The sequence below is a fragment of the Clostridium moniliforme genome, assembly GCF_017873235.1.
In the GTDB taxonomy this organism is placed as follows: Bacteria; Bacillota; Clostridia; order Clostridiales; family Clostridiaceae; genus Clostridium; species Clostridium moniliforme.
In genome coordinates this window covers 302,313-323,759 of sequence record NZ_JAGGJZ010000001.1, presented here as the reverse complement: position 1 = coordinate 323,759, position 21,447 = coordinate 302,313, and the positions used below count along the sequence as shown (strand labels likewise).

The 21,447-nt window shown below is 25.7% G+C and carries 15 protein-coding genes; 11 read left to right on the top strand and 4 right to left on the bottom strand.

Annotated elements, in window-relative coordinates:
* Positions 1-8: 8 nt before the first annotated feature.
* The 3 genes from J2Z53_RS01550 to J2Z53_RS01540 all read right to left on the bottom strand — a co-directional run bounded on the left by J2Z53_RS01550 (position 9) and on the right by J2Z53_RS01540 (position 2,259).
* Positions 9-209 carry a hypothetical protein gene (locus tag J2Z53_RS01550; RefSeq protein WP_209795467.1) on the bottom strand — a complete coding sequence of 67 codons (201 nt, stop codon included), beginning with the start codon at positions 207-209 and terminating at the stop codon, positions 9-11.
* A 244-nt stretch (positions 210-453) separates the two neighbouring features.
* On the bottom strand, positions 454-1,215 hold the full coding sequence (locus tag J2Z53_RS01545; protein ID WP_209795466.1) for a DUF7852 domain-containing protein: 762 nt from the start codon (positions 1,213-1,215) through the stop codon (positions 454-456).
* A gap of 111 nt (positions 1,216-1,326) precedes the next feature.
* Entirely contained in the window at positions 1,327-2,259 is a 933-nt protein-coding gene (locus J2Z53_RS01540) for a hypothetical protein (protein WP_209795465.1), read from the bottom strand.
* A 105-nt stretch (positions 2,260-2,364) separates the two neighbouring features.
* Here J2Z53_RS01540 and J2Z53_RS01535 point away from each other — a divergent pair, with 105 nt between their 5' ends.
* The 6 genes from J2Z53_RS01535 (at position 2,365) to msrB (ending at position 12,846) form a co-directional block, all read left to right on the top strand.
* Positions 2,365-3,177 carry a RelA/SpoT domain-containing protein gene (locus tag J2Z53_RS01535; RefSeq protein ID WP_209795464.1) on the top strand — a complete coding sequence of 271 codons (813 nt, stop codon included), beginning with the start codon at positions 2,365-2,367 and terminating at the stop codon, positions 3,175-3,177.
* A 194-nt stretch (positions 3,178-3,371) separates the two neighbouring features.
* On the top strand, positions 3,372-5,384 hold the full coding sequence (locus tag J2Z53_RS01530; RefSeq protein ID WP_209795463.1) for a penicillin-binding transpeptidase domain-containing protein: 2,013 nt from the start codon (positions 3,372-3,374) through the stop codon (positions 5,382-5,384).
* 143 nt (positions 5,385-5,527) lie between these two features.
* Positions 5,528-9,586 (top strand): Ig-like domain-containing protein, encoded by a 4,059-nt coding sequence (locus J2Z53_RS01525; RefSeq protein WP_209795462.1) that lies wholly within the window; start codon positions 5,528-5,530, stop codon positions 9,584-9,586.
* A gap of 161 nt (positions 9,587-9,747) precedes the next feature.
* A complete protein-coding gene (locus tag J2Z53_RS01520) occupies positions 9,748-10,284 on the top strand; it encodes an ECF transporter S component (RefSeq protein WP_209795461.1) in 537 nt (178 codons plus the stop codon).
* Between the two features lie 248 nt (positions 10,285-10,532).
* Positions 10,533-12,254 (top strand): PAS domain-containing sensor histidine kinase, encoded by a 1,722-nt coding sequence (locus tag J2Z53_RS01515; RefSeq protein ID WP_209795460.1) that lies wholly within the window; start codon positions 10,533-10,535, stop codon positions 12,252-12,254.
* Between the two features lie 139 nt (positions 12,255-12,393).
* Positions 12,394-12,846: a peptide-methionine (R)-S-oxide reductase MsrB gene (msrB, locus tag J2Z53_RS01510; protein WP_407927645.1), complete on the top strand. Its 453-nt coding sequence runs from the start codon at positions 12,394-12,396 to the stop codon at positions 12,844-12,846.
* A gap of 109 nt (positions 12,847-12,955) precedes the next feature.
* Here msrB and J2Z53_RS01505 read toward each other — a convergent pair whose 3' ends face one another.
* Positions 12,956-13,798 (bottom strand): patatin-like phospholipase family protein, encoded by an 843-nt coding sequence (locus J2Z53_RS01505; protein ID WP_209795458.1) that lies wholly within the window; start codon positions 13,796-13,798, stop codon positions 12,956-12,958.
* A gap of 226 nt (positions 13,799-14,024) precedes the next feature.
* Here J2Z53_RS01505 and J2Z53_RS01500 point away from each other — a divergent pair, with 226 nt between their 5' ends.
* From J2Z53_RS01500 to nifJ, 5 genes are all read left to right on the top strand, one after another.
* Positions 14,025-14,459, top strand: a complete 435-nt coding sequence (locus J2Z53_RS01500) for a GNAT family N-acetyltransferase (protein ID WP_209795457.1) — start codon at positions 14,025-14,027, stop codon at positions 14,457-14,459.
* A 170-nt stretch (positions 14,460-14,629) separates the two neighbouring features.
* A complete protein-coding gene (locus J2Z53_RS01495) occupies positions 14,630-15,685 on the top strand; it encodes a DUF2776 family protein (RefSeq protein ID WP_209795456.1) in 1,056 nt (351 codons plus the stop codon).
* Between the two features lie 278 nt (positions 15,686-15,963).
* Complete coding sequence (locus J2Z53_RS01490) at positions 15,964-16,587, top strand: DUF975 family protein (protein ID WP_209795455.1); 624 nt, start codon at positions 15,964-15,966, stop codon at positions 16,585-16,587.
* A gap of 89 nt (positions 16,588-16,676) precedes the next feature.
* Complete coding sequence (locus tag J2Z53_RS01485) at positions 16,677-17,651, top strand: GH25 family lysozyme (RefSeq protein WP_209795454.1); 975 nt, start codon at positions 16,677-16,679, stop codon at positions 17,649-17,651.
* 250 nt (positions 17,652-17,901) lie between these two features.
* On the top strand, positions 17,902-21,414 hold the full coding sequence (nifJ, locus tag J2Z53_RS01480) for a pyruvate:ferredoxin (flavodoxin) oxidoreductase (protein ID WP_209795453.1): 3,513 nt from the start codon (positions 17,902-17,904) through the stop codon (positions 21,412-21,414).
* Positions 21,415-21,447: the final 33 nt, after the last annotated feature.

Here is a 21,447-nt window from a genome sequence, read left to right as displayed (position 1 = left end):
AATATATGTTAGCTTTCTTGAATACTTCCAACAAATAAACAAAAAGATCCACTTAATATAGTAGTAATAGCTAATCCACTATGTGTATTTATTACGGACATTAAATCAAATATAAAGGATGAAATACCACACAATATACAAATAGTTCCTAATGTAGTAAGTATTGATTTAGGAGAAACAACTTGGTTTTTATTTTTTAATTTAATCATAAAAAGCATCCCCTTTTATAATATATTTATAAATTAAGCTTATGGAATAATTAATATATTGTATATTAATAGTATACTATATTTTAAAACTTGTGTAAATGTTTACTTAGACTATATGTAAGGAAAGTAAAATAATAGCAACATAATTATTTTATATTTTAACAGGGAATTATTTTAAATAAATTTTATTTAAAATAATTCCCTTTCTATATTATAATAAAGAATTAACTAATAAATTTAATGGTTATGCATTTCTATTTTGAATTTGATAAATAGAAATATTTAAATTTAAATTAATCTTTTCAACTATTGTGTCAAACAAAGTATTATCTTCATCATTTTCACAAGTTGTTTTAGAAATTAGTGCTTCATTTATAGCATAGCTATTTAATCTACAAGTGAAAGGTTCTTGTAATGCAATAGTTTGAGAATATAATTTTTCACAATCAGATTCACTTATAGTTCCACTATCACATTGTTTATGACAATCCTTAAATACTGACCTTTCAGTAATTAAATTTGTTGTAGGAGAAGTTGGAACTAAATTAAAAAGAGTTACTGGAACTGCAAAGTCGAATTTAATTTTTGCTGTTAAATCATTATAGTCATTTCTAAATGCTAAACATTCTTCTTCCCCACAACATGGAGTTGGAGGAGTAGGTGTTGTAGTTATTGGAGTTGCATACTGCACATTTTTTAAAATATATCCTTCTACATATAGAGTACCAGTAGCAGGAGTTGCAACTGGAGTATTTACAACAACATAACATTGAGTTAATATAGGTCTTCTTGAAACTGCCTTTATACTATAAAATCTTTCAGGAATGCAAATTGAATCTCTTATTGGTTGATTAACAACTGCATTTGCAACTAATACAGGAACCCTAATCTGAGAAGGAGGAGCAGTTGTAGGAGCTGTATTAACAGCGTTAAAAGATTGGGAATTAACAATTATATCTTCAGCACAAGCATTATCTGGAAATCTTTCGTCACATACTGAGTTCATTTTATCACCTCATAATAATCTTTTGTTTAATTAAAACTATAGTATATAGTATTAAATAGAACATAAAAAGTTACAAAATATAACATATATTTGTTGAAAATTACATTACAATTATTTTTTGAAAAGTAGTAAATCATAATTTACATTTATAGTCATATTAAATTCTTTGTGTAAGTTGATAAATTCTTCTAAAGGTTTGTTATCTAAGTATATATTTCTCATATTGAAAGAAATGTTAGAAAGTGAAAAGTTTAAATTATAAAAAGTATTTTCATTATTTGTAATTTCATATTGTAAGTTAATAATAGATGATATTTTAAAAGGAGTTCTTATTACATAATTACTAATTTTACATCTTAATGGAAGATGAAAACATAATGGTATTGAATAGTCAATGTTAGTTTCTAAATATCCATCTAAAAATAGAGTACCTTCATTTCTTTTATTAATATCAATAAGTAAAAGGTTTTCTGTTAAAGTCAATTTATTCTCTATATTAGTTATTTCATATATATAATCAGAAAATTTTATAGTTCCTTTAAAAGAATCATTAATATGGCATTTAGATAATAATTTTAAAACCTTTATGTTAGATTTATTTTTTTCATTATTTAAATTTGTATTTTTATAATCAATTATTTCATTATTAGTTATGATAGTACTATTTTTAAGATGATGAATATCATTAGTAATGTTTTTAATAAAATCTGTAATAGTATTAAATTTAGTACTGTTATATGTATCTGAAAATAAGGTGTTCTTATCTTTTATATTATAGTTAAATTTAGTTTCAGATTTTTCAGTTTTATTTATAAAATTATGATTAAGTTTTAATTGTTTATTTTTATTAATAGTAGTTCTATTATTTTTTACTTTGTAATTAATAGTATTATTATTTAAATTAGACGTAGCATTATTAAAGTTAGTTTTATTTTTACCGTTTTTATAGATTAAAAGTAATAATAAAATAGATAAAATATTGTTATTATTTTTATAATTTAATTTGTTAAGCTGATAAAGTTTAGATATATATATTAAATTCATTAAAGCATCCTACAAAAATTACTCTTTATATAAAATATTAAAAAATATAAAGATTTATTAGTGATATAATAAAATTAAATTTAATGTAATGGGGAGTATAAGTATATGAAAAATAAATTTAATAGTGATGAATTTTTAAGTAAATATCCTATTTGTAAGGAGATTATTAAAGAAAATAAAATTAGAATGGAGAATTTAGAAGAAATATATAATGATTATATAAAATATATAGAATCTTATGAAAACCAAGCAAATTTTATAGCTAATATTTTACGTTCTAATGATAACGTACATTCTGTTAAATCAAGAATAAAGATGCCCTATAGGTTAATTGAAAAAGTTATAAGAAAAACAAAAAATAGAAAAGAAAAGTATGGAGATGAATTTTCTTTTACAGTTAACAATTATAAAAATGAAATTAATGATTTAATAGGAATAAGAGTTATACATATATTTAAAGAACAATGGGAAGAAATTCATGATTTCATAATTAATACATGGAAAGTAATAGAAATAACAGCAAATGTTAGAGATGGAGATAATACAAAAATTTTTGATGATTTAGGAATAGAAGTTAGATCAAGACAATCAGGATATAGGTCAGTGCATTATTTAGTGGAATTTTATCCAACAAATCAAAAAGTAATTGCAGAAATACAAGTTAGAACTATTTTTGAAGAAGGATATGGAGAAATAGACCATAGATTAAGATATTCTAATAATGAAATACCTGAATTACTAAAATCTAATTTACTCCTATTTAATAGAATTGTTGGAAGTGCAGATGAGATGGCATCATTAATAAATACTCTTAATAAGGAATGGGATAAAAAAGAAGTTGATTATAAAAATTTAATTGAGGCAAAGGAAGAGGAAATTAAAGAACTTAGACGTCAGTTAGAGATGATAGAAAAATAGTAAATATTATAGTAAAATAATGAATTAATTATAAAAAAAACTTTTAATTAATCATAAAAGTTTTTTTTGTTATTTTATATATTAAAATGATTAAAATTTTATAATTAATTAAAAAATTAACTTATGTCAAAAGTTTTTTTACCTTAAAATAATATGATATAATTTATACAATTATATAAAATGGAGGAAAAGGTATGAGAATTTCTAAAAAATTAATTTTATCAATATTAATGGTTTTTGGAATGTCAATATTTTTAATGGGATGTACAAGTACCAATAAGGCTAATGAAGCATTCAATACTTATAAGCAAAAGTGGAGTGAAAAGGATTTTAAAGGAATGTACCAAATGCTTAGTAGTGATTCTAAAAGTAAGATTACTGAAGAACAATTTGTAAGTAGATATACAAATATATATGGAGCAATTGGAGCAAGTAATATATCAATAACCCCAGGAGAAGCTAATAAAGATGATGGTAAGGTAGATATACCATTTACATTAACTATGGATACTGTAGTTGGAAAAGTTGATTTAAAAGACTTTAAAGCTGTTATAGTAAAAGGTGATGATGGATATAAAATTCAATGGAATGATGACTTAATATTCCCTAAAATGGTTAATGGAGATAAGGTTAAAGTTGAAACTTATAAAGGAACTAGAGGAAAAATATTAGACAGAAATGGAAAAGTATTAGCAGAGGATGGAAAGGTTAGTATTATAGGAATACATCCAGCTGTATTTAATCAAAAAAATAAAGAAGCTAAAATAAAAGATATGGCAAAAACTCTTGATATAAGTGAAGATACAATAAATAAAAAACTTGAGGCAAATAAAGACCCAGGACAATTTGTAGAAATAGTTAAAATTCCTTCATCAGATGATAAAGTTAAAAAGTTTGAAAATCGTGAAGGTGATGGAATTTTAGTTGAAAATACAATTTCTAGAATATATAATGGTGGAGAAGCTTTTGGTAGACTAGTAGGATATATAGGACCAATTACAGCAGAAGAACTTGGAAAAATGAAAGATAAAGGATATACACAATCTAGTTATATAGGTAAAAGTGGACTAGAACAAGTTTATGAAGATACATTAAGAAAAGAAAATGGGGGAGAAATATATATAGAAAGAGGAAATGAAAAAATACCAGTATTTAAAAAGGATGCAAAAAACGGTAAAGATATAAAACTTTCTATAGATTCAAAACTTCAAAAGAAAGCATATGAAGAAATGAATGGAGAAAAAGGTGCAGTTACAGCTGTTAATCCAAAGACAGGAGAAATATTAGCAATGGTAAGTGCCCCTTCTTATGATTCAAATATGTTTACAACATATATGACAAAAACTGAAAAGAAGAATTTAGAAGATACAAAATATGCAGCAGAACAAAATAGATTTAGTAAGGCATATTCACCAGGTTCCACATTTAAACTTATAACTGCTGCAACTGGTTTGGAAGATGGAAAGATTAAATTAGATGATGCAAAGAATATTAAAGGAACTACTTGGCAACAAGATAGTACATGGGGAAATTATAAAGTTACAAGAGTTGATGATCCAGGAAAACCAGTAAATTTACTTGATGCAGTTAAGTATTCAGATAATATTTATTTTGCTCAAGCTGCCTTAGATATTGGAAGTGAAAATCTTATAAATGGTGCTAAAAAATTTGGAATAGGAGAAAAACTTGATTGTGGATATCCAATGGAAAATTCTCAAATTTCAAATGATGGCAAAATAAAAGATAATATAGCTTTAGCAGATACAGGATATGGACAAGGTCAAGTTTTAGTAACACCTTTAAATATAGCATTAGCTTATAGTGCACTTGGAAATAATGGAGATATTATGAAGCCAAGGTTAGTAACAAGCATTGATGGTGAAGCTAAGGTTTGGAAAAAATCTGCAATTGATAAAAAATATTTAGCTGATCTTATAAAAGTTTTTGAAGCTCCAATAAATGGTTCAGGAGGAACAGCTACAGATGCAAAAATACCAGGAATTAGTTTAGCTGGTAAAACAGGAACTGCTGAAATTAAAAGTAGTCAAAATGATAAAAATGGAAAAGAAAATGGATGGTTTGTAGCAGTTGATACAAAGGATTCAAAAATTGCAATTTCAATGATTTTAGAAGATGTTAAAGATCAAGGTGGATCTCATGCAGTTACACCACGAGTAAAGAAAATTTTAGAATCTTATTTAAAATAATTTTAAAAAGGAGATAGTATAACTGTCTCCTTTTTTTTATTTTAATTAAATATTTACTAAAAATATATTAAAATTTTTGTTGATAACGTTTAAATAATGATATATAATTTCTTTGTACTACATATTAAAGGGGGAGAGTATTAGTGAAATTAAAAATTAGTAAATATAAGAGAAGAATTGCTGAAATGTTATCTTTTGTATTTTTATTTAATTTATTTATGCCAGGCACATTAGCATTAGCAGATGTAAATACAAAAAATAACTTAGTAAAAAATAGTACATACTTAGATGAAAATTTAGATAGTAAACCGGATTACTGGAATGTTTATGCAAAAGGAAATAATTATGACATTTCAATATCCGATAAAGACTACAAAAAAGAACCAAATTCATTAGTTATTAATCTAAAGGATAAAAATATTAATCCTGTAATAGTACATCAAACAGTTAAATTATCTAAAGATGAATTAAATAAAAAATACATTTTTACTGAATGGATAAAAACTGAAAATTTTAAAGGTGTTGGAGCACATATTAGATTACAAATAGTAAATAGTAGTAATCAAAAGCTTGATATATTTGAATTATCTCCTAAAGTTAATGGAAACTCAGATTGGAAGGAACTAAAATATGAACTAGATATACCAGATAAAATAGGTGGGGTAGAGGTTTGCGGATTAAAAATAGAAAATTATACTTCTAATAATAGTACGGGAAAGGTATATTTTAATAATCCAACATTAACTGCAGTTAAATCTTTAGAGACTTCTAAAGATGATAATAAAGGTAATAGTATTTTAGAAAATAATAATTTTGAAATAGCAAAAGCTGATGGAACTCCAGATAAGTGGGGTAAATGGGAAAGTGGAAGTAGTAAACTTTCAATGACTATTGATAAGTCAGTTTTTAAAGAAGGAAAATCTTCAGTTAAGATTGAAAACTCTATAAATGGAAAAACAGGTAGAGGAACACTTAATCAAACAATTAGAAATATTCCAGATGAATTACAAGGAAAATCTATTAAAGTAAGTCAATTTATTAAAACAGAAAATTTTAAAGGAAAGGGACTTACTTTAAGACTTCAATATAAAGACCCTAAAGGAAATAAAATAGAACCTATGGGAATGGCATCTATAAATGTTAATGGAACAATGGATTGGAAGAAATTCGATTATATTATAAATCTTCCAAAAGAAAATATAGGAAGTATAATTTTTGAATACTTATATGATGATGCAGAAGGTAAGGTTTGGATTGATGATGTAAACATTACTAAATATGTTAAATTGAATAAAATATCAGTCAATCCTACATTAGTTAAAATTAATAAAGGTGAAAATAAAAAATTATCATTAACATACAATCCTAGTGATTCAACAGATAAGGATGTTACTTTTGAAAGTTCAAATACAAATATTGCAACTGTTGATAAAGATGGAGTTGTAAAAGGTATTAATAATGGAACAAGCAATATAATTATAAAACATAAAAGTGATAATATTAAAATTGAGGTACCAGTAGTAGTTGGTGAATCAGATAAAATCAAAATAAATGATATAGGAACTTTAAAGGGAAAGGAAAATAAAACTATTGAAGGAAAAGTAGAAGGTAAGTCATTAACCGGTTTACAAATAAATTATTCATTGTTAAGTAATCCTTCTTTTGGAGATGTGGATTTTAAAGAAGATGGAAGCTTTACTTATTATCCTAATAAAGATTATAGTGGAAAAGATAGTTTTACAGTAGTTATAAAGGATAAAGATGAAAATTTTGCAGTTTATAAGGTGGATTTAGAAATAGAAAAGGTTAATAAAGCTCCTGAATTTAAAAACTTTAATATTAAATTAAATGAAAATGAATTAGTAAATGATAAAGATTTTAATGCAAAGGATCCAGAGGGAGATAAATTAACTTTTGAAATAGTATCTGTTCCTAAAAATGGGAAATTTACTATTAATAAAGATAAATATAGTTATAAACCAAATAAAGACTTTAATGGATATGATTCTGTTAAGGTTAAAGTTAAAGATAGTTATGGAAATGAAACAACAGCAGAGGGAAGAATATTTGTTGCTCCTTCTTTAAATGAAATTAAGTCATTAGTTAAAAATGAACATCCAAGACTTTTAGCATCAAAAGATGATTTTAATTCACTAAAAAATCTTGTTAAGACAGATAAAAATGCTAAAGAGTGGTTTAATACTTTAAAGAAAAGAATAGATAATATACTTACTTCAAAAGTAGTTCCATATAATAAACCAGATGGATTAAGACTAGATACTACTGCATCAAAAAATATTGTTGATTTATCTTTTATGTACAGAATAACTGGAGATAAAAAATATGCAGATAGAGCTCTTTTAGAACTTGAAAATGTATGTTTAAAATATCCTGATTGGAGTTATCAACATTTCTTAGATGCAACTATGACATCCTTTGGTGTATCTATAGGCTATGATTGGCTTTATGATTATATGAATGACAAACAAAAAGAAATGATTGAAAATGCTTTAGTTAAAAATTGTTTAAGTATAGGACTTGATTATTACAAAAATAATTCACATTTCTTTGTTGAAGATGGATATAATTGGAATTTTGTTTGTAATACTGGATTGACTGCTGGTGCTCTTGCAATTATGGGTGAAAAACATGATAAGATGGCAGAAGAAATTGTTCAAGAATCATTTAAATCTATTCAAAATGGATTGACTCAATATTATCCAGAAGGAGATTCAATAGAAGGAATTTCTTATTGGGATTATGGAACAAGATATTTAGTTTATTTCTTATCTTCTGTAAGTTCTGCAATGAAGGGAGATAATCCATTTATAAATGCACCTGGAATTAAAGAAACACCAGATTATCCAATATTTATGACAGGAAAAGACGGAGAATATAACTATTCAGATAATGATAAAGATTTATTACCAGCTGGATATTTAAGTCTTTGGTTTGCTAAAGAATTAAATAGACCAGACTTAACATGGTATCATAAATATTATATGTCAAAAAAAGATCCAGTATTAAATGTATATGATTTATTATGGTATAAACCTTCTTTATACAAAGGAGAGGCTCCTAAGGAATTAGATAAAGCATATCCTAGTAGACAAGCTGTTATAACAATGAGAAAAGATTTTAAAGATCCTAATTCAAGTTTTGTTGGATTTAAAGGTGGATTAAATGGATCACCTCATGGTGATTTGGATATAGGTTCTTTTGTTTATGATTCATTAGGTGTTAGATGGGCACTTGACCTAGGAAAAGGAAATTATAACCTTCCAGGATATTGGGAAAAAGAAAAGGGAGGAAGAAGATGGAATTATTATAGAAAGAGAGCTGAAGGTCATAATACTTTAATAATAAATCCAGGTTCAGGCTATGACCAAGAAGTTGGTGCTTTCTCTCCAATAATTGATAGTAGATTAAATAATACTATGAGTCCTTATGGAATAATTGATATGACTAAGGCATATGAAAAAGAAGCTTTAGACATAAAAAGAGGAATAAAATTTATAAATAGAAAAGAATTACTTATAAGAGATGAATATAAGTTAAAACAACCTGGAGAAATAGCATGGCAAATGCATACTAATAAAGATATTCAATTAGTTGAAGGTGGAAAGGCTGCTATATTAAAAGATGGTAATAAGAGACTTTATGTAAAAATTTTAACTAAAGGAAATTCAGTTTTTGAAGTACTTGATGCTAAGTCTTATTCTTTAACTAAAAATCCAGAGGAAAAATCTAATGCAGGAATAAAGAAATTAGTTGTAAAGGTTAAGGGAAAAGAAGGTAGCATTGATATATGGATGTCTCCATTTATAGAAGGAGAAAAAATTCCAACTAAGGAACCTGTGATATTAGCTCTAAAGGATTGGAAAAATGAAAAAATTGATAAAGATAATCCTTTAAATAAAGAGGATAAAAATCTAATTAACAATAAAAATGATATAGAAAATAAAGAACCTAATAAAGATAGCTTAAAATCAAATAAAGAAATAGCAAATAAAGTTTCTAAAAATAACAACACAATAGATAAAAATAAAACAAAAAGTATTTCAAATAATAACTCAAGTGATAAAATTTATTTGAATAATAAAGATAAAAAAGATTTGCCAAAGACAGGAACTGATTCAACTAAATTTTTAGTATTTGGAATTTTATCTGTATTGGTAGGAATATTAATTAAGAGAAGATAATTCAATAATTTTAAAAATAACCTAGAAAGAAATCTAGGTTATTTTTGTATGCATACATTTAAAAAATATTTATTTATATGTTAAAATTAAAAAATAAAATAAATAGTTTAATATAGTATAATAATTTATTTTTTATAATTATAACTAAGGAGGAAATTATTATGGAATATACAGAAAATGATAAAATAAAAAAACTTATTTTAACTGGACTTATGATTGCTATAGTTTTTGTTTCAGGAAGTATAATAAGAATACCTACATTAAATGGATTTATGCAACCAGGAGATTGTATGGTTTTATTATCAGCTGTTTTATTAGGTAAAAAGTATGGAACAGTAGCTGGTGCTTTTGGAATGGCTTTAGTTGATGTGCTAAGTGGTTATTTAATTTGGGCACCATTTACATTTGTAATAAAGGGAGCTATGGCTTTTGTAACTGCACTAATTATAGAAAAATATAAAAATGATAAAATTAAAACTTATTTAATTGCTTTTATAACTGGAGGGATAGTGGATGTTATAGGATATTTTATAGGAAATGCAATTATGGGTGGATTAATACTCGGTGCTTCTAATGGATTTTTAGGAAGCATTATATATTCAGCATTTCATGTTCCTGGAGATGCTGCTCAAGCTATACTTGGAGTAGTTTTAGCTTTTTTATTATCACCATTTGTTCGTAAAATAAAAGTAGTTTAATATAAATATTACTAATTAGAATTTTCGATAAATTATAACAATAAAATAAAAAAAGATAATAATTTAAAATAAATTTTTATTTAATAAATTTATTTTAAATAAACTTGTTGAATTAATAACAAAATGGTTAAAACATATATAAAAAAAGGTTACAACACATATAAACATATTGTGTTAAATTAAAACAAATAATATAATTCACTCATAATATGTAAAAATATACAAAATGAATTAAAGGGGTTAATTCAATGGGTAATAAAAGTAGAGAAATATTAGAAACTATGTCGATGACTTATTTTTATTGTAAGATTATAATTGATGATAATAATAAAGTTAAAGATTTAATTATCGAAGAAAGTAACTATGATATTACAAAAATTACTGAAGATATGCAATTAGTATTTAAAGAAAAGGGAATTTTAAAATTTAATATGCATTTACTTAAGTATTTGATTAATATTTTAAATAATAAGAGTGAACATGTTTTAGAATGTTTAGAAATAAAAAACTTAAGTAAAGATTATATTGTTTTGTGGTATAAAAAAGATAATTTAGGAGAGATAAATAAACTAAAAAATGAAAATTATAATAGAAAATTTTCAAAACATCTAAAAAGAAAAAAAGAAAATGCAGTAAATAAGTTTGATTATGATATATATGATTTAGATAAAGTTAAACAATTTAGAGAAATAGATAAAAAAAATATAAAAACACCATGTTTTCACGAATGCTATAATATTTCAGAATATATTAGAATTTCTAATGATATATGTTATGAAAAAATATTTGAAAATAGATTCATGAAAAATAAAAAAGCAGTTTTCAATATTCTTAATTACTTAGATGATGTAGTTATAATTAAAGATAAAAAGAAAATACTATTTATAAATGATGCTTTTGAAAGGTTATATGGAATAAGTATTAATGAAATTAATGAATCTAATGAAGTATTAGTAGCTTATGATAGGATACACCCAGATGATAAAAAATTATTTAAAAATATAAATTATGATGAACCTTTAGATAAAGTAGCTAGAATAATTAGGAAGGATAATGAAATTAGATGGGCTTGGTTTAGAAGCAATCCTATAAAAGATGAAAATAATAATACTTTAAGGATAGTTATTATTATAAATGATATTACTAATAAAATGAATGAGGAAATGGAATTAGATAAGCTTAAAAGAGATTTTTTTGCAAATCTATCACATGAGTTTAAGACACCAATAAATGTAATTGCGACTTCTTTACAACTTCTAAATTTTAAAATAAAAAACCCTGAAATAATAAATAAGTATGATTATTTAAACTATATAAATTCTTCTCAGAATAATGTATTTAGAATGATAAAGTTAATAAATAATTTAATAGATAGTGTAGAAATAGAAGCAGGATTTTTTAGATATAATCCTAAATTTATAGAAATAGTAAGTTTTATAGAAGAAATATGTATTAAAGCATCAAAGATTGCTATAAAAAAATCTATAGAGATAATTTTTGATACACAAATTGAAGAAAAAATAATTTTATGTGATTTAGAACATATGGAAAGAGTAATATTAAATATTCTATCTAATGCTATAAAGTTTAGTGAGAATCCAGGTAAAATAGAAGTTTATATTTTTTCTAAAAATGGTATGTTGGAAATAAAAATTAAGGACAATGGAATTGGAATATCAAAAGACAATTTAGAATTTGTTTTTGATAGATTTAAAATAATAAATAATAGAATGACAAAAATAAGTGAAGGTTTTGGTATAGGACTTTATATTGCAAAAAAATTAGCAATAATAAATAAAGGGGATATAGAAATAAGTAGCGAACTTGGTGTAGGAACTGAAGTTATTGTTAAGATACCAGATATTTTAGATGAAAATTATAATTTAGAATGTGCATTAACAGAAATTAACAATATAGACTATTTAGGTGTAGATAGAATGAAAATAGAATTTTCAGATATATATTTATAGTAAGTTTTAAATATAAAATTATACAGATCTTTAAATTTTATATTTATGTAGCAAAAGATATAATAAATTTTAGTTATAACAACATAGATTATAGGGTAAAATATAGTTATAAACATTTAATATAAAATTTTAAAGAGGGATGATTATGAAAAAATATAAAAAATTAAGTAAAAGACAATTAAAAGAGGAACTCTCAAATTTACAATATAAAATTACACAGGAAAATGGAACAGAGCCTCCTTTTGGCAATGATTACTGGGATAATTTTAAGGAAGGAATTTATGTTGATATAACTAGTGGGGAGCCATTATTTGTATCTAGTGATAAATTTGATTCAGGATGTGGATGGCCAGCATTTTCTAAACCAATTGATAGGAGCCTATTAAATGAAAAGAGAGACACGAGTTTTAATATGGATAGAATAGAAGTAAGAACTAAAAATTCAGATTCTCATCTTGGACATGTATTTACAGATGGACCTGAAGAACTTGGTGGATTAAGATATTGTATAAACTCTGCAGCTTTAAAATTTATAAGAAAAGAAGATATGGAAAGTGAAGGCTATGGTGAGTATATAGATTTAATAAAATAGAGATTTAATAAAATATAAATTTAAATATAAAAGCAAAATAATAAACTCTTAGGAATTTAAAATATTTCTTTGATGTTTATTATTTTGCTTTTTAACTAAAAATATAATTTTAGTTAAATAAAGATTTTATGTCATCTAATCTTTTTATAGCAAGATCATAACCATTTTTATAAGCTTCTTTAAGTTTAGTTATATCTTTTTCAAAGCTATTAATTGCTTGATCTTCAGATGGTCTTAAAATAATTGCTTTACCTTCTTGTTCTAGTTTTTCACAATACCTTACTGTTTTATTATATAGTTCATGACGAGTTAGAAAGGCATTTTTTAAGTTAGAGTATTTTCTTCCTACTAATTTTGCAGCTAAAATATTTCCACGACCTAATTTTTTTCTATAACTTTTAGGTCTTGTAAGTATAATTAGATGTTTATCATTACCATCTTCAATAGCCTTTCTTATAGGAATAGGATCACATAGTCCTCCATCATAATAAAAATTATTATTTATTTTAATAGGTGGAAAGAAAAGGGGTATTGCACATGTTGCTCTAAGCATAGTATTTTTATTATCAATTTTTTTGCCATCTAAATATTCTGTTTTACCGTTTTTAGCATTAGTTACACCAACTAAAATTTTACCTTTATAATTACAAAGAGCTTTGTTATCATAAGGAAGTAATTTATTAGGTATCTCATCAAAAACAAAATCTAACCCAAAAATACTTTTACATTTTAAAAAATTTCTTAAACTTAAATATCTACTATCATTTCTATAATTTTCTAAAATATCAATATTTCTTCCCTTCTGATTGGAAAAATAAGAAAAAGCATTTGCAATACCTGCTGAAACCCCAATACAATATGGAAACATTATATTATTATCTAATAGAGCATCCATTATACCAGCACTAAATATTGGTCTAAAGGTACCTCCTTCTAATATTAAACTAGGCATAAATCCTCCTTATAAATTTAATTATTTTAATATAACAAAAAGTATATAACTAACTTTTATAAATATCAAATTTTATGTTTACAAAAATAATGAAAAATTAAACAAAAGTTATTATATATAAAATACTAACAATTATATTAGTTGTAAGTCATAACAATTTTTTTTATAATTATTATTATGTATACTAATATATAATAATAATTTATAAAGACTAGGAGTTTAAATTATGATAAGAAGAGGAAATTTAGAGGATTTTGATATACTTTTTAAATGGATTAATGATGAGGATGTAATAAAGTTTTCACGCTATAGAAAGAAAATGACTTTAGAAGAATTTAATAGTTGGTTTGATGATAGAATAGATAAATTATTTATTTTAGAAGAAGATTTATTTCCTATTGGACAGATTTGTTATGATGCAGTAGGAGATGAAGGTATAATTAATTATTGTGTAGATAAAGAAGAAAGAGGAAAAGGGTATGGAAAGAAGTTAGTAAAGTATTTGGTAGACTTTACTAAAGAAAATATAGATGAAATAAATAGATTAAGTGCTTTTGTTTATAAAAATAACATACAATCAACTAAAATATTTAAATCTTTAGGTTTTAAAATAGAGGAAGAAAAAGAGGATTATGTAAAATATACTTTTATAATAAAGTAATATAAATTAAAAAATATATATAAATAAATTCATATATGAAAAATTTACATGTTTTCAAAAATAGTTTATTTAAAAATTAAAATCTTTCATTGTTTATTCTTTGACTTATATTTGTTTTAGCACTAAAATTAACATAAAAATTTAGAATATTGTTAATTGGAGGAAAAGTCATGAATATTTATATGAGTATATTCTTTCGTTTAGTTCCTTTACTTATGGGAGCTATATGTTTAGGTTATGGATTTTATGTAGATAAATTAGAGCAAACAGTTGGAACTCAGTATATTGTTGCAAGTCATGTTTTAATTGCATTAACAGCAATATGCATTGCATTATTTACAACAGCTGCAACTATAATTAGACAGTTAATAAAGAAATATAATAATTTTTATAAATTTATTTTACCTCTAATAGGTTATACAGTTGGAGTTACAACAGCAATTGTAGGGATTTATTTTTGGACAATTTATAAAAATAAACCACCATATTTTGTATCAGGAAATATTATTTTTGGTATTGGATTAATAGCCTGTTGCATTTCTACTGTAGCAACAGCATCAACTAAGTTTCTTCTTATACCAAAAAATTCTGCAAATTTAAAAGAAGGTGAAATTCCAAAAGGAGCTTTTAAAGATAAACAAGGTAAGGTTTTAATTTCAGTTCCAATTATATGCTCACTAGCTGGATTAACTAGGGGATTTTATCTTATGTTTAGTTCATCTTCAGTTCCTAATTCTATTGCAGCTCATGTTTTAATTGGAATATCATTAATATGTGTAAGTCTTATTTCGTTAGTAGTTAGTATTGTAAAACAAATTCAAAATACTTTCAAAAATAAAGAAAGATGGACATGGTCAAAGATTGTATTGTTAATGGGAAGTATAGATATAATATGGGGGATAGTAACATTAATTACTTGTAATAATGAAGCACTTATAGCTCCAGGGTTTGTTTTAATTGGGTTAGGTCTTATATGTTATAGTATTTCAAGTAAGGTAGTATTACTTGCATTAGTATGGCGTAACAAATGCGATTTAGCAAAGAGAATACCAATAATACCAGTAGTAACAGCACTTTCTTGCTTATTTATAGGAGCATTTTTGTTTGAAGCTGCATTATTTAATCCAGCTTATTTTATACCAGCACGTGTTATGGTTGGATTAGGAGCAGTATGTTTCACTTTGTTTTCAATAGTATCAATATTAGAAAGTGGAACATCTTCATAGATATATTAAAACATAAACTTTTATTAAATATTTAATATTAAATTTAAGCAAAAAACTATGAAATTATGTTTATATATGATTTCATAGTTTTTTGTTTTAAGCTTAAATAGTATTTTATATATTATGGAATAATAAAATATAGCAGTAAGGTTAAATGATAATATGTTAAGAAATAATTAATAATACAAAAAGAGTTAATTAATACTTTATTATATAATTGATATATTGTATAATTAAAATATACTATAAATAATAAACAGTAATTGGAGGAGATATCTATGAGTAGTATAAGTGAATTAAAAAATCGTGCAAGAATGCAATTAAGGGGAAAATGGGGAATAGCAATTGTAACATTTTTAATTTATAGCTTGATAATAAGTACAAATATTCCTAAAGATGTAGGAGATAATTTTGGTATTTATAAATTGTCATTTTTTATAAATGCAGTAGCATTTTTACTTGGTGGTCTTATTACAGTTGGAATAAGCAAATTTTCATTAAATCTTGTAAGAGGTAAGGAATTAAGTATAAAAGATTTATTTTCTAATTTTGATATTTATTTAAAAACTTTAGGATTATATATATTATTAGGAATTTGTATATCTTTAGCAACAATATTTTTTATAATTCCTGGAATTATAGTAGCAATTATGTTTTCACAAGCTTATTATATTTTAAGTGATGATAAAGAAAAATCTATAATTCAATGTTTATCAGAAAGCAGAGAATTAATGAAAGGATATAAATGGGATTATTTTATGTTACAACTAAGTTTTATTGGTTGGTGGATATTATCAATTTTAACTCTAGGAATAGGTGCATTATGGGTAGTACCATATCAAGGAATAACAGAAACAAACTTTTATTTAGAATTAAAAGAAAATAATAATAGAATTTATTAAAAATATCTAAGTGCATATATAATATACGAAAATGAAATAATGTATCACATTATTTCTAATAAATATATTATTTATTAGAGGTGTTTTTAATGAAAGGAAGATATAAAAATAATATTAAAGGCTTAGATATTAGTGCCTGGCAAAATAATATAAACTTTGCAAGTGTTAAGAAAGAAGGCATAAAAGTAGTCATTATAAAAGCCACAGAAGGGGTAAATTTCGTTGATAAGAGATTAAATGAACATTATGTAGGAGCAAGTAAAGAAGGGCTTAAAATAGGCTTTTATCACTTTATGAGTGATAAAACAAGCCCGAAGGAACAGGCAAGAGATTTTTGGAGTGCAATTAAAGACAAAAAATTTCATATTATCCCCGTTCTTGATATAGAAAGAGAAACAATGGGAAGAGGTAAAACAGAAGTAACAAATAGATGTTTGGAATTTTTAAAGGAGTTTAAAGCTTTAAGTGGTTATGAGTGTATTGTATATACTTATACATTCTTTGCTAAATCTAAATTAGATAGTAGGTTAAAAAGCTATCCTCTTTGGATAGCTCATTACGGCGTGAATACGCCTAGTAATAATGGAATATGGAAAGACTGGGTAGGCTTTCAATATACGGATAAAGGAAAGATTAATGGCATTACTGGTTATTGTGATTTAAACGAATTTACCGAAGGAATATTTATAAAAAAATCTAATAGCTCCAGCTCTAATAGTAATAGCTCCAGCACTAAAAAAGAATTATGGCAACTTTCTATATGTGGTCCAATTGTATCTGACTTACAAATGGAGCTTAACAAACAATTTAAAGCTAACTTAAAAGTTGACGGTTATTTTGGATCTAATACATTGAAGAAATGTATTAATGTTTCTTTAGGAGCTAAAGGAAACATTACAAAAATAATTCAGAAGAGGTTAACTGCTCTTGGGTATAAGTTAAAGGTTGACGGAATTTTTGGGGATAAAACAGAAAAAGCAATTAAAGAATTACAAAAGAAAAATAAATTAAAGATTGATGGAATAGTCGGAAAAGATACGTGGAAGGTATTATTTAAGAAATAGATTATAATTTAATTTAAAATATTATATAAAGATATCTAAAATTTTAAGGAACTGAAAAGATTCTTCTTTTTAGCTCCTTTTTTTATATAAATTAAATATTAACAACAAGTTAAATTGTTAACGTTTTCAAAATAATTTTTTAAATAATGTTATAAAAAGAAAAAATTGATTTTATTATTCTATAATAGAATATAGAAGGCATTTTAGCTTTTATCTATAAAAGTTAAATTTAGAAAAGAGGGATTGTATTATGAGAAAAATGAAGACTATGGATGGTAATACTGCAGCAGCTCATATATCTTATGAGTTTACTGAAGTTGCAGCAATCTATCCTATAACACCATCATCACCAATGGCTGAACATGTTGATGAGTGGGCAGCACAAGGAAGAAAAAATATATTTGGACAACCTGTTAAGATTGTTGAGTTACAATCAGAAGGAGGAGCAGCTGGTGCAGTTCATGGATCATTACAAGCTGGTGCATTAACTACAACTTATACTGCATCACAAGGTTTATTATTAATGATTCCTAATATGTATAAAATTGCTGGTGAATTACTTTCTGGAGTATTTCATGTAGCTGCTAGATCACTTGGAGCTGCAGCTTTAAGTATATTTGGAGATCACCAAGATGTTATGGCAACAAGACAAACTGGTTTTGCAATACTTGCTGAAGGATCAGTTCAAGAAATAATGGATTTATCAGCAGTAGCACATTTATCAGCTATTAAATCAAGAGTACCTTTCTTAAGTTTTTTTGATGGATTTAGAACTTCTCATGAAATACAAAAGATTGAAGTATTAGAGCAAGAAGACTTAAAATCATTAATTGATATGAAAGCCTTAAAAGAATTTAGACAAAGAGCCTTAAGTCCAAATCATCCAGTAACTAGAGGTACTGCTGAAAACTCAGATGTTTATTTCCAACAAAGAGAAGCTGTAAATAAATTTTATAATGCTGTACCTGATATTGTTGAAGGTTATATGGCTGAAATTACAAAACTAACTGGAAGAGAATATCATTGCTTTGATTATTATGGTGCAAAGGATGCAGATAGAGTAATTGTTACCATGGGATCATGTATAGATGTATGTGAAGAAACAGTAGATTACTTAAATGCACATGGACAAAAAGTTGGTGTTGTTAAAGTAAGACTTTATAGACCATTTGATGCTGAAAAATTAAAGAAAGCTATTCCATCTACAGTTAAGAAAATAGCTGCTTTAGATAAAACTAAAGAGCCTGGATGTAATGGAGAACCATTATACTTAGATGTTTTAAGTGCATATGCAAATGAAAAAGATGCTCCTTTAATTATTGCTGGTAGATATGGATTAGGATCAAAAGATCCAACACCAAGTCATATTGCAGCAATATATGATAATTTAGCTAAGGATGAACCAAAGGATAAATTTACTTTAGGAATAATTGATGATGTAACTAATACTTCATTAGAAGTTTATGAAGATATAGATGCAACTAAAGAAGGAACAGTTGCTTGTAAGTTCTGGGGACTTGGATCAGATGGTACTGTTGGTGCAAATAAGAGTGCTATTAAGATTATTGGAGACCATACAGACATGTATGCTCAAGGATATTTCTCATACGATTCTAAGAAGTCTGGAGGAGTTACAGTATCACATTTAAGATTTGGTAAAACTCCAATTAAATCACCTTATCTAATAGATAAAGCTGATTTTGTTGCTTGCCATAATCAAGCATATGTTCATAAATATAATGTTTTAGAAGGATTAAAGAAAAATGGAACCTTCTTATTAAATACAATTTGGACTCCAGAAGAAATAGATAAGCATTTACCAGCTTCATATAAGAGATATATAGCTAAAAATAATATTAAATTCTACACTTTAAATGCTGTTAAGATAGCACAAGAAATTGGTCTTGGTGGAAGAATTAATATGATAATGCAATCAGCATTCTTTAAATTAGCTAATATTATTCCTGTAGAAGATGCAGTTAAATACTTAAAAGATGCAGTTGTAACTTCATATGGCAAAAAAGGACAAAAGGTTGTTGATATGAATAATGCTGCAATTGATAAAGGAATAGAATCAGTAATTGAAATAAAAGTTCCAGAAGAATGGAAAGATGCTAAATGCGAAGCTAAAAAAGATGAAAAATCAAGAACAGAATTTGTAAAGAGAATTGTTGATCCTATTAATAAATTAGAAGGATACGATTTACCAATATCAGCATTTAATGGAATGGAAGATGGTACTTTTGAACCTGGAACAGCTGCCTTTGAAAAAAGAGGAATAGCTATAAATGTACCAGAATGGGATAAGGATAAATGTATACAATGTAATCAATGTTCATACGTATGTCCACATGCTGCAATAAGACCATTCTTATTAAATGAAAAAGAAAAGGAAAATGCACCAGAAGGATTTAAGTCAGTAGCTGCTAAAGGCTTAAAAACATCTGAACAAATGAATTTCACAATTCAAGTAGATCCACTTGATTGTACTGGTTGTGGAAATTGTGCTCAAGTTTGTCCAGCACCAGGAAAGGCTTTAGTTATGAAACCAGCTTATACTCAAGAAGTTGAAATTCCTAATTGGGATTATGTAGTTGAGAGTGTTAAACCAAAAGAAAATCCTATGAATAAAAATACAGTTAAGGGTAGCCAATTTGAACAACCATTACTTGAATTCTCAGGAGCTTGTGCAGGATGTGGAGAAACTCCATATGCTAAACTTATAACTCAATTATTTGGAGATAGAATGATAATAGCTAATGCTACTGGATGTTCATCAATTTGGGCAGGTTCTGCACATTCAACTCCATACACAACTAATCATAAGGGATATGGTCCTGCTTGGGCTAACTCATTATTTGAAGATAATGCTGAATTCGGACTTGGAATGTTCTTAGGAGCAAAAGCTATAAGAGAAAGATTAGTTGAAAAATCAAATGAACTTATAGAATCATTAGAAGAAGGAGAAGCAAGAGAAGCTCTTAGAGACTTTGTAGAACACGTAGAAGAAGGAGCAGGAACTAGAGAAAGGGCAGATAGAGTAATAAATGCTTTAGAAAAATTAGATAATAAACTTGCAAAAGAAATACTAGAAGAAAAAGATTTCTTAATAAGACCATCACAATGGATATTTGGTGGAGATGGATGGTCTTATGATATAGGGTTTGGTGGAGTAGACCATGTACTTGCATCTGGAGAAAATGTAAATATATTTGTATTTGATACAGAAGTTTATTCAAATACTGGTGGACAATCATCAAAAGCAACTCCAACAGCAGCTGTTGCTAAATTTGCAGCATCAGGTAAGAAAACTAAGAAGAAAGACCTTGGTATGATTGCAATGAGTTATGGTTATGTATATGTTGCACAAGTTTCAATGGGAGCTGATAAGAATCAAACTCTTAAGGCTATAGCAGAAGCTGAAAATTATGATGGACCATCATTAATTATAGGTTATGCTCCATGTATTAACCATGGTATTAAGCTTGGAATGGGTAATAGCCAATTAGAAGCTAAGAGAGCAGTTGATTGTGGATATTGGAGTTTATATAGATATAATCCAGAATTAAAGGGAACAGGTAAGAATCCATTTACTTTAGATTCAAAAGAACCAAAAGGAGATTTTAGAGAATTCTTAATGGGAGAAGTTAGATATGCATCTCTTGCTAAGTCATTCCCAGAAGCTGCAGAAGCATTATTTGAAAAGACATATAATGATGCTATGGAAAGATTAGAAAACTATAAGAAACTAGCTTCAAAATAAGATCTTTATAATTATAAAATTTACAATTAAATA

Coding starts and splice junctions, on each gene's coding strand:
- J2Z53_RS01515 (WP_209795460.1), top strand. CDS start 10,533: ATGGGTAATAAAAGTAGAGAAATATTAGAAACTATGTCGATGACTTAT.
- J2Z53_RS01485 (WP_209795454.1), top strand. CDS start 16,677: ATGAAAGGAAGATATAAAAATAATATTAAAGGCTTAGATATTAGTGCC.
- J2Z53_RS01545 (WP_209795466.1), bottom strand. CDS start 1,215: ATGAACTCAGTATGTGACGAAAGATTTCCAGATAATGCTTGTGCTGAA.
- J2Z53_RS01500 (WP_209795457.1), top strand. CDS start 14,025: ATGATAAGAAGAGGAAATTTAGAGGATTTTGATATACTTTTTAAATGG.
- J2Z53_RS01530 (WP_209795463.1), top strand. CDS start 3,372: ATGAGAATTTCTAAAAAATTAATTTTATCAATATTAATGGTTTTTGGA.
- J2Z53_RS01535 (WP_209795464.1), top strand. CDS start 2,365: ATGAAAAATAAATTTAATAGTGATGAATTTTTAAGTAAATATCCTATT.
- J2Z53_RS01495 (WP_209795456.1), top strand. CDS start 14,630: ATGAATATTTATATGAGTATATTCTTTCGTTTAGTTCCTTTACTTATG.
- msrB (WP_407927645.1), top strand. CDS start 12,394: ATGATTATGAAAAAATATAAAAAATTAAGTAAAAGACAATTAAAAGAG.
- J2Z53_RS01505 (WP_209795458.1), bottom strand. CDS start 13,798: ATGCCTAGTTTAATATTAGAAGGAGGTACCTTTAGACCAATATTTAGT.
- J2Z53_RS01490 (WP_209795455.1), top strand. CDS start 15,964: ATGAGTAGTATAAGTGAATTAAAAAATCGTGCAAGAATGCAATTAAGG.
- J2Z53_RS01540 (WP_209795465.1), bottom strand. CDS start 2,259: ATGAATTTAATATATATATCTAAACTTTATCAGCTTAACAAATTAAAT.
- J2Z53_RS01550 (WP_209795467.1), bottom strand. CDS start 209: ATGATTAAATTAAAAAATAAAAACCAAGTTGTTTCTCCTAAATCAATA.
- J2Z53_RS01520 (WP_209795461.1), top strand. CDS start 9,748: ATGGAATATACAGAAAATGATAAAATAAAAAAACTTATTTTAACTGGA.
- nifJ (WP_209795453.1), top strand. CDS start 17,902: ATGAGAAAAATGAAGACTATGGATGGTAATACTGCAGCAGCTCATATA.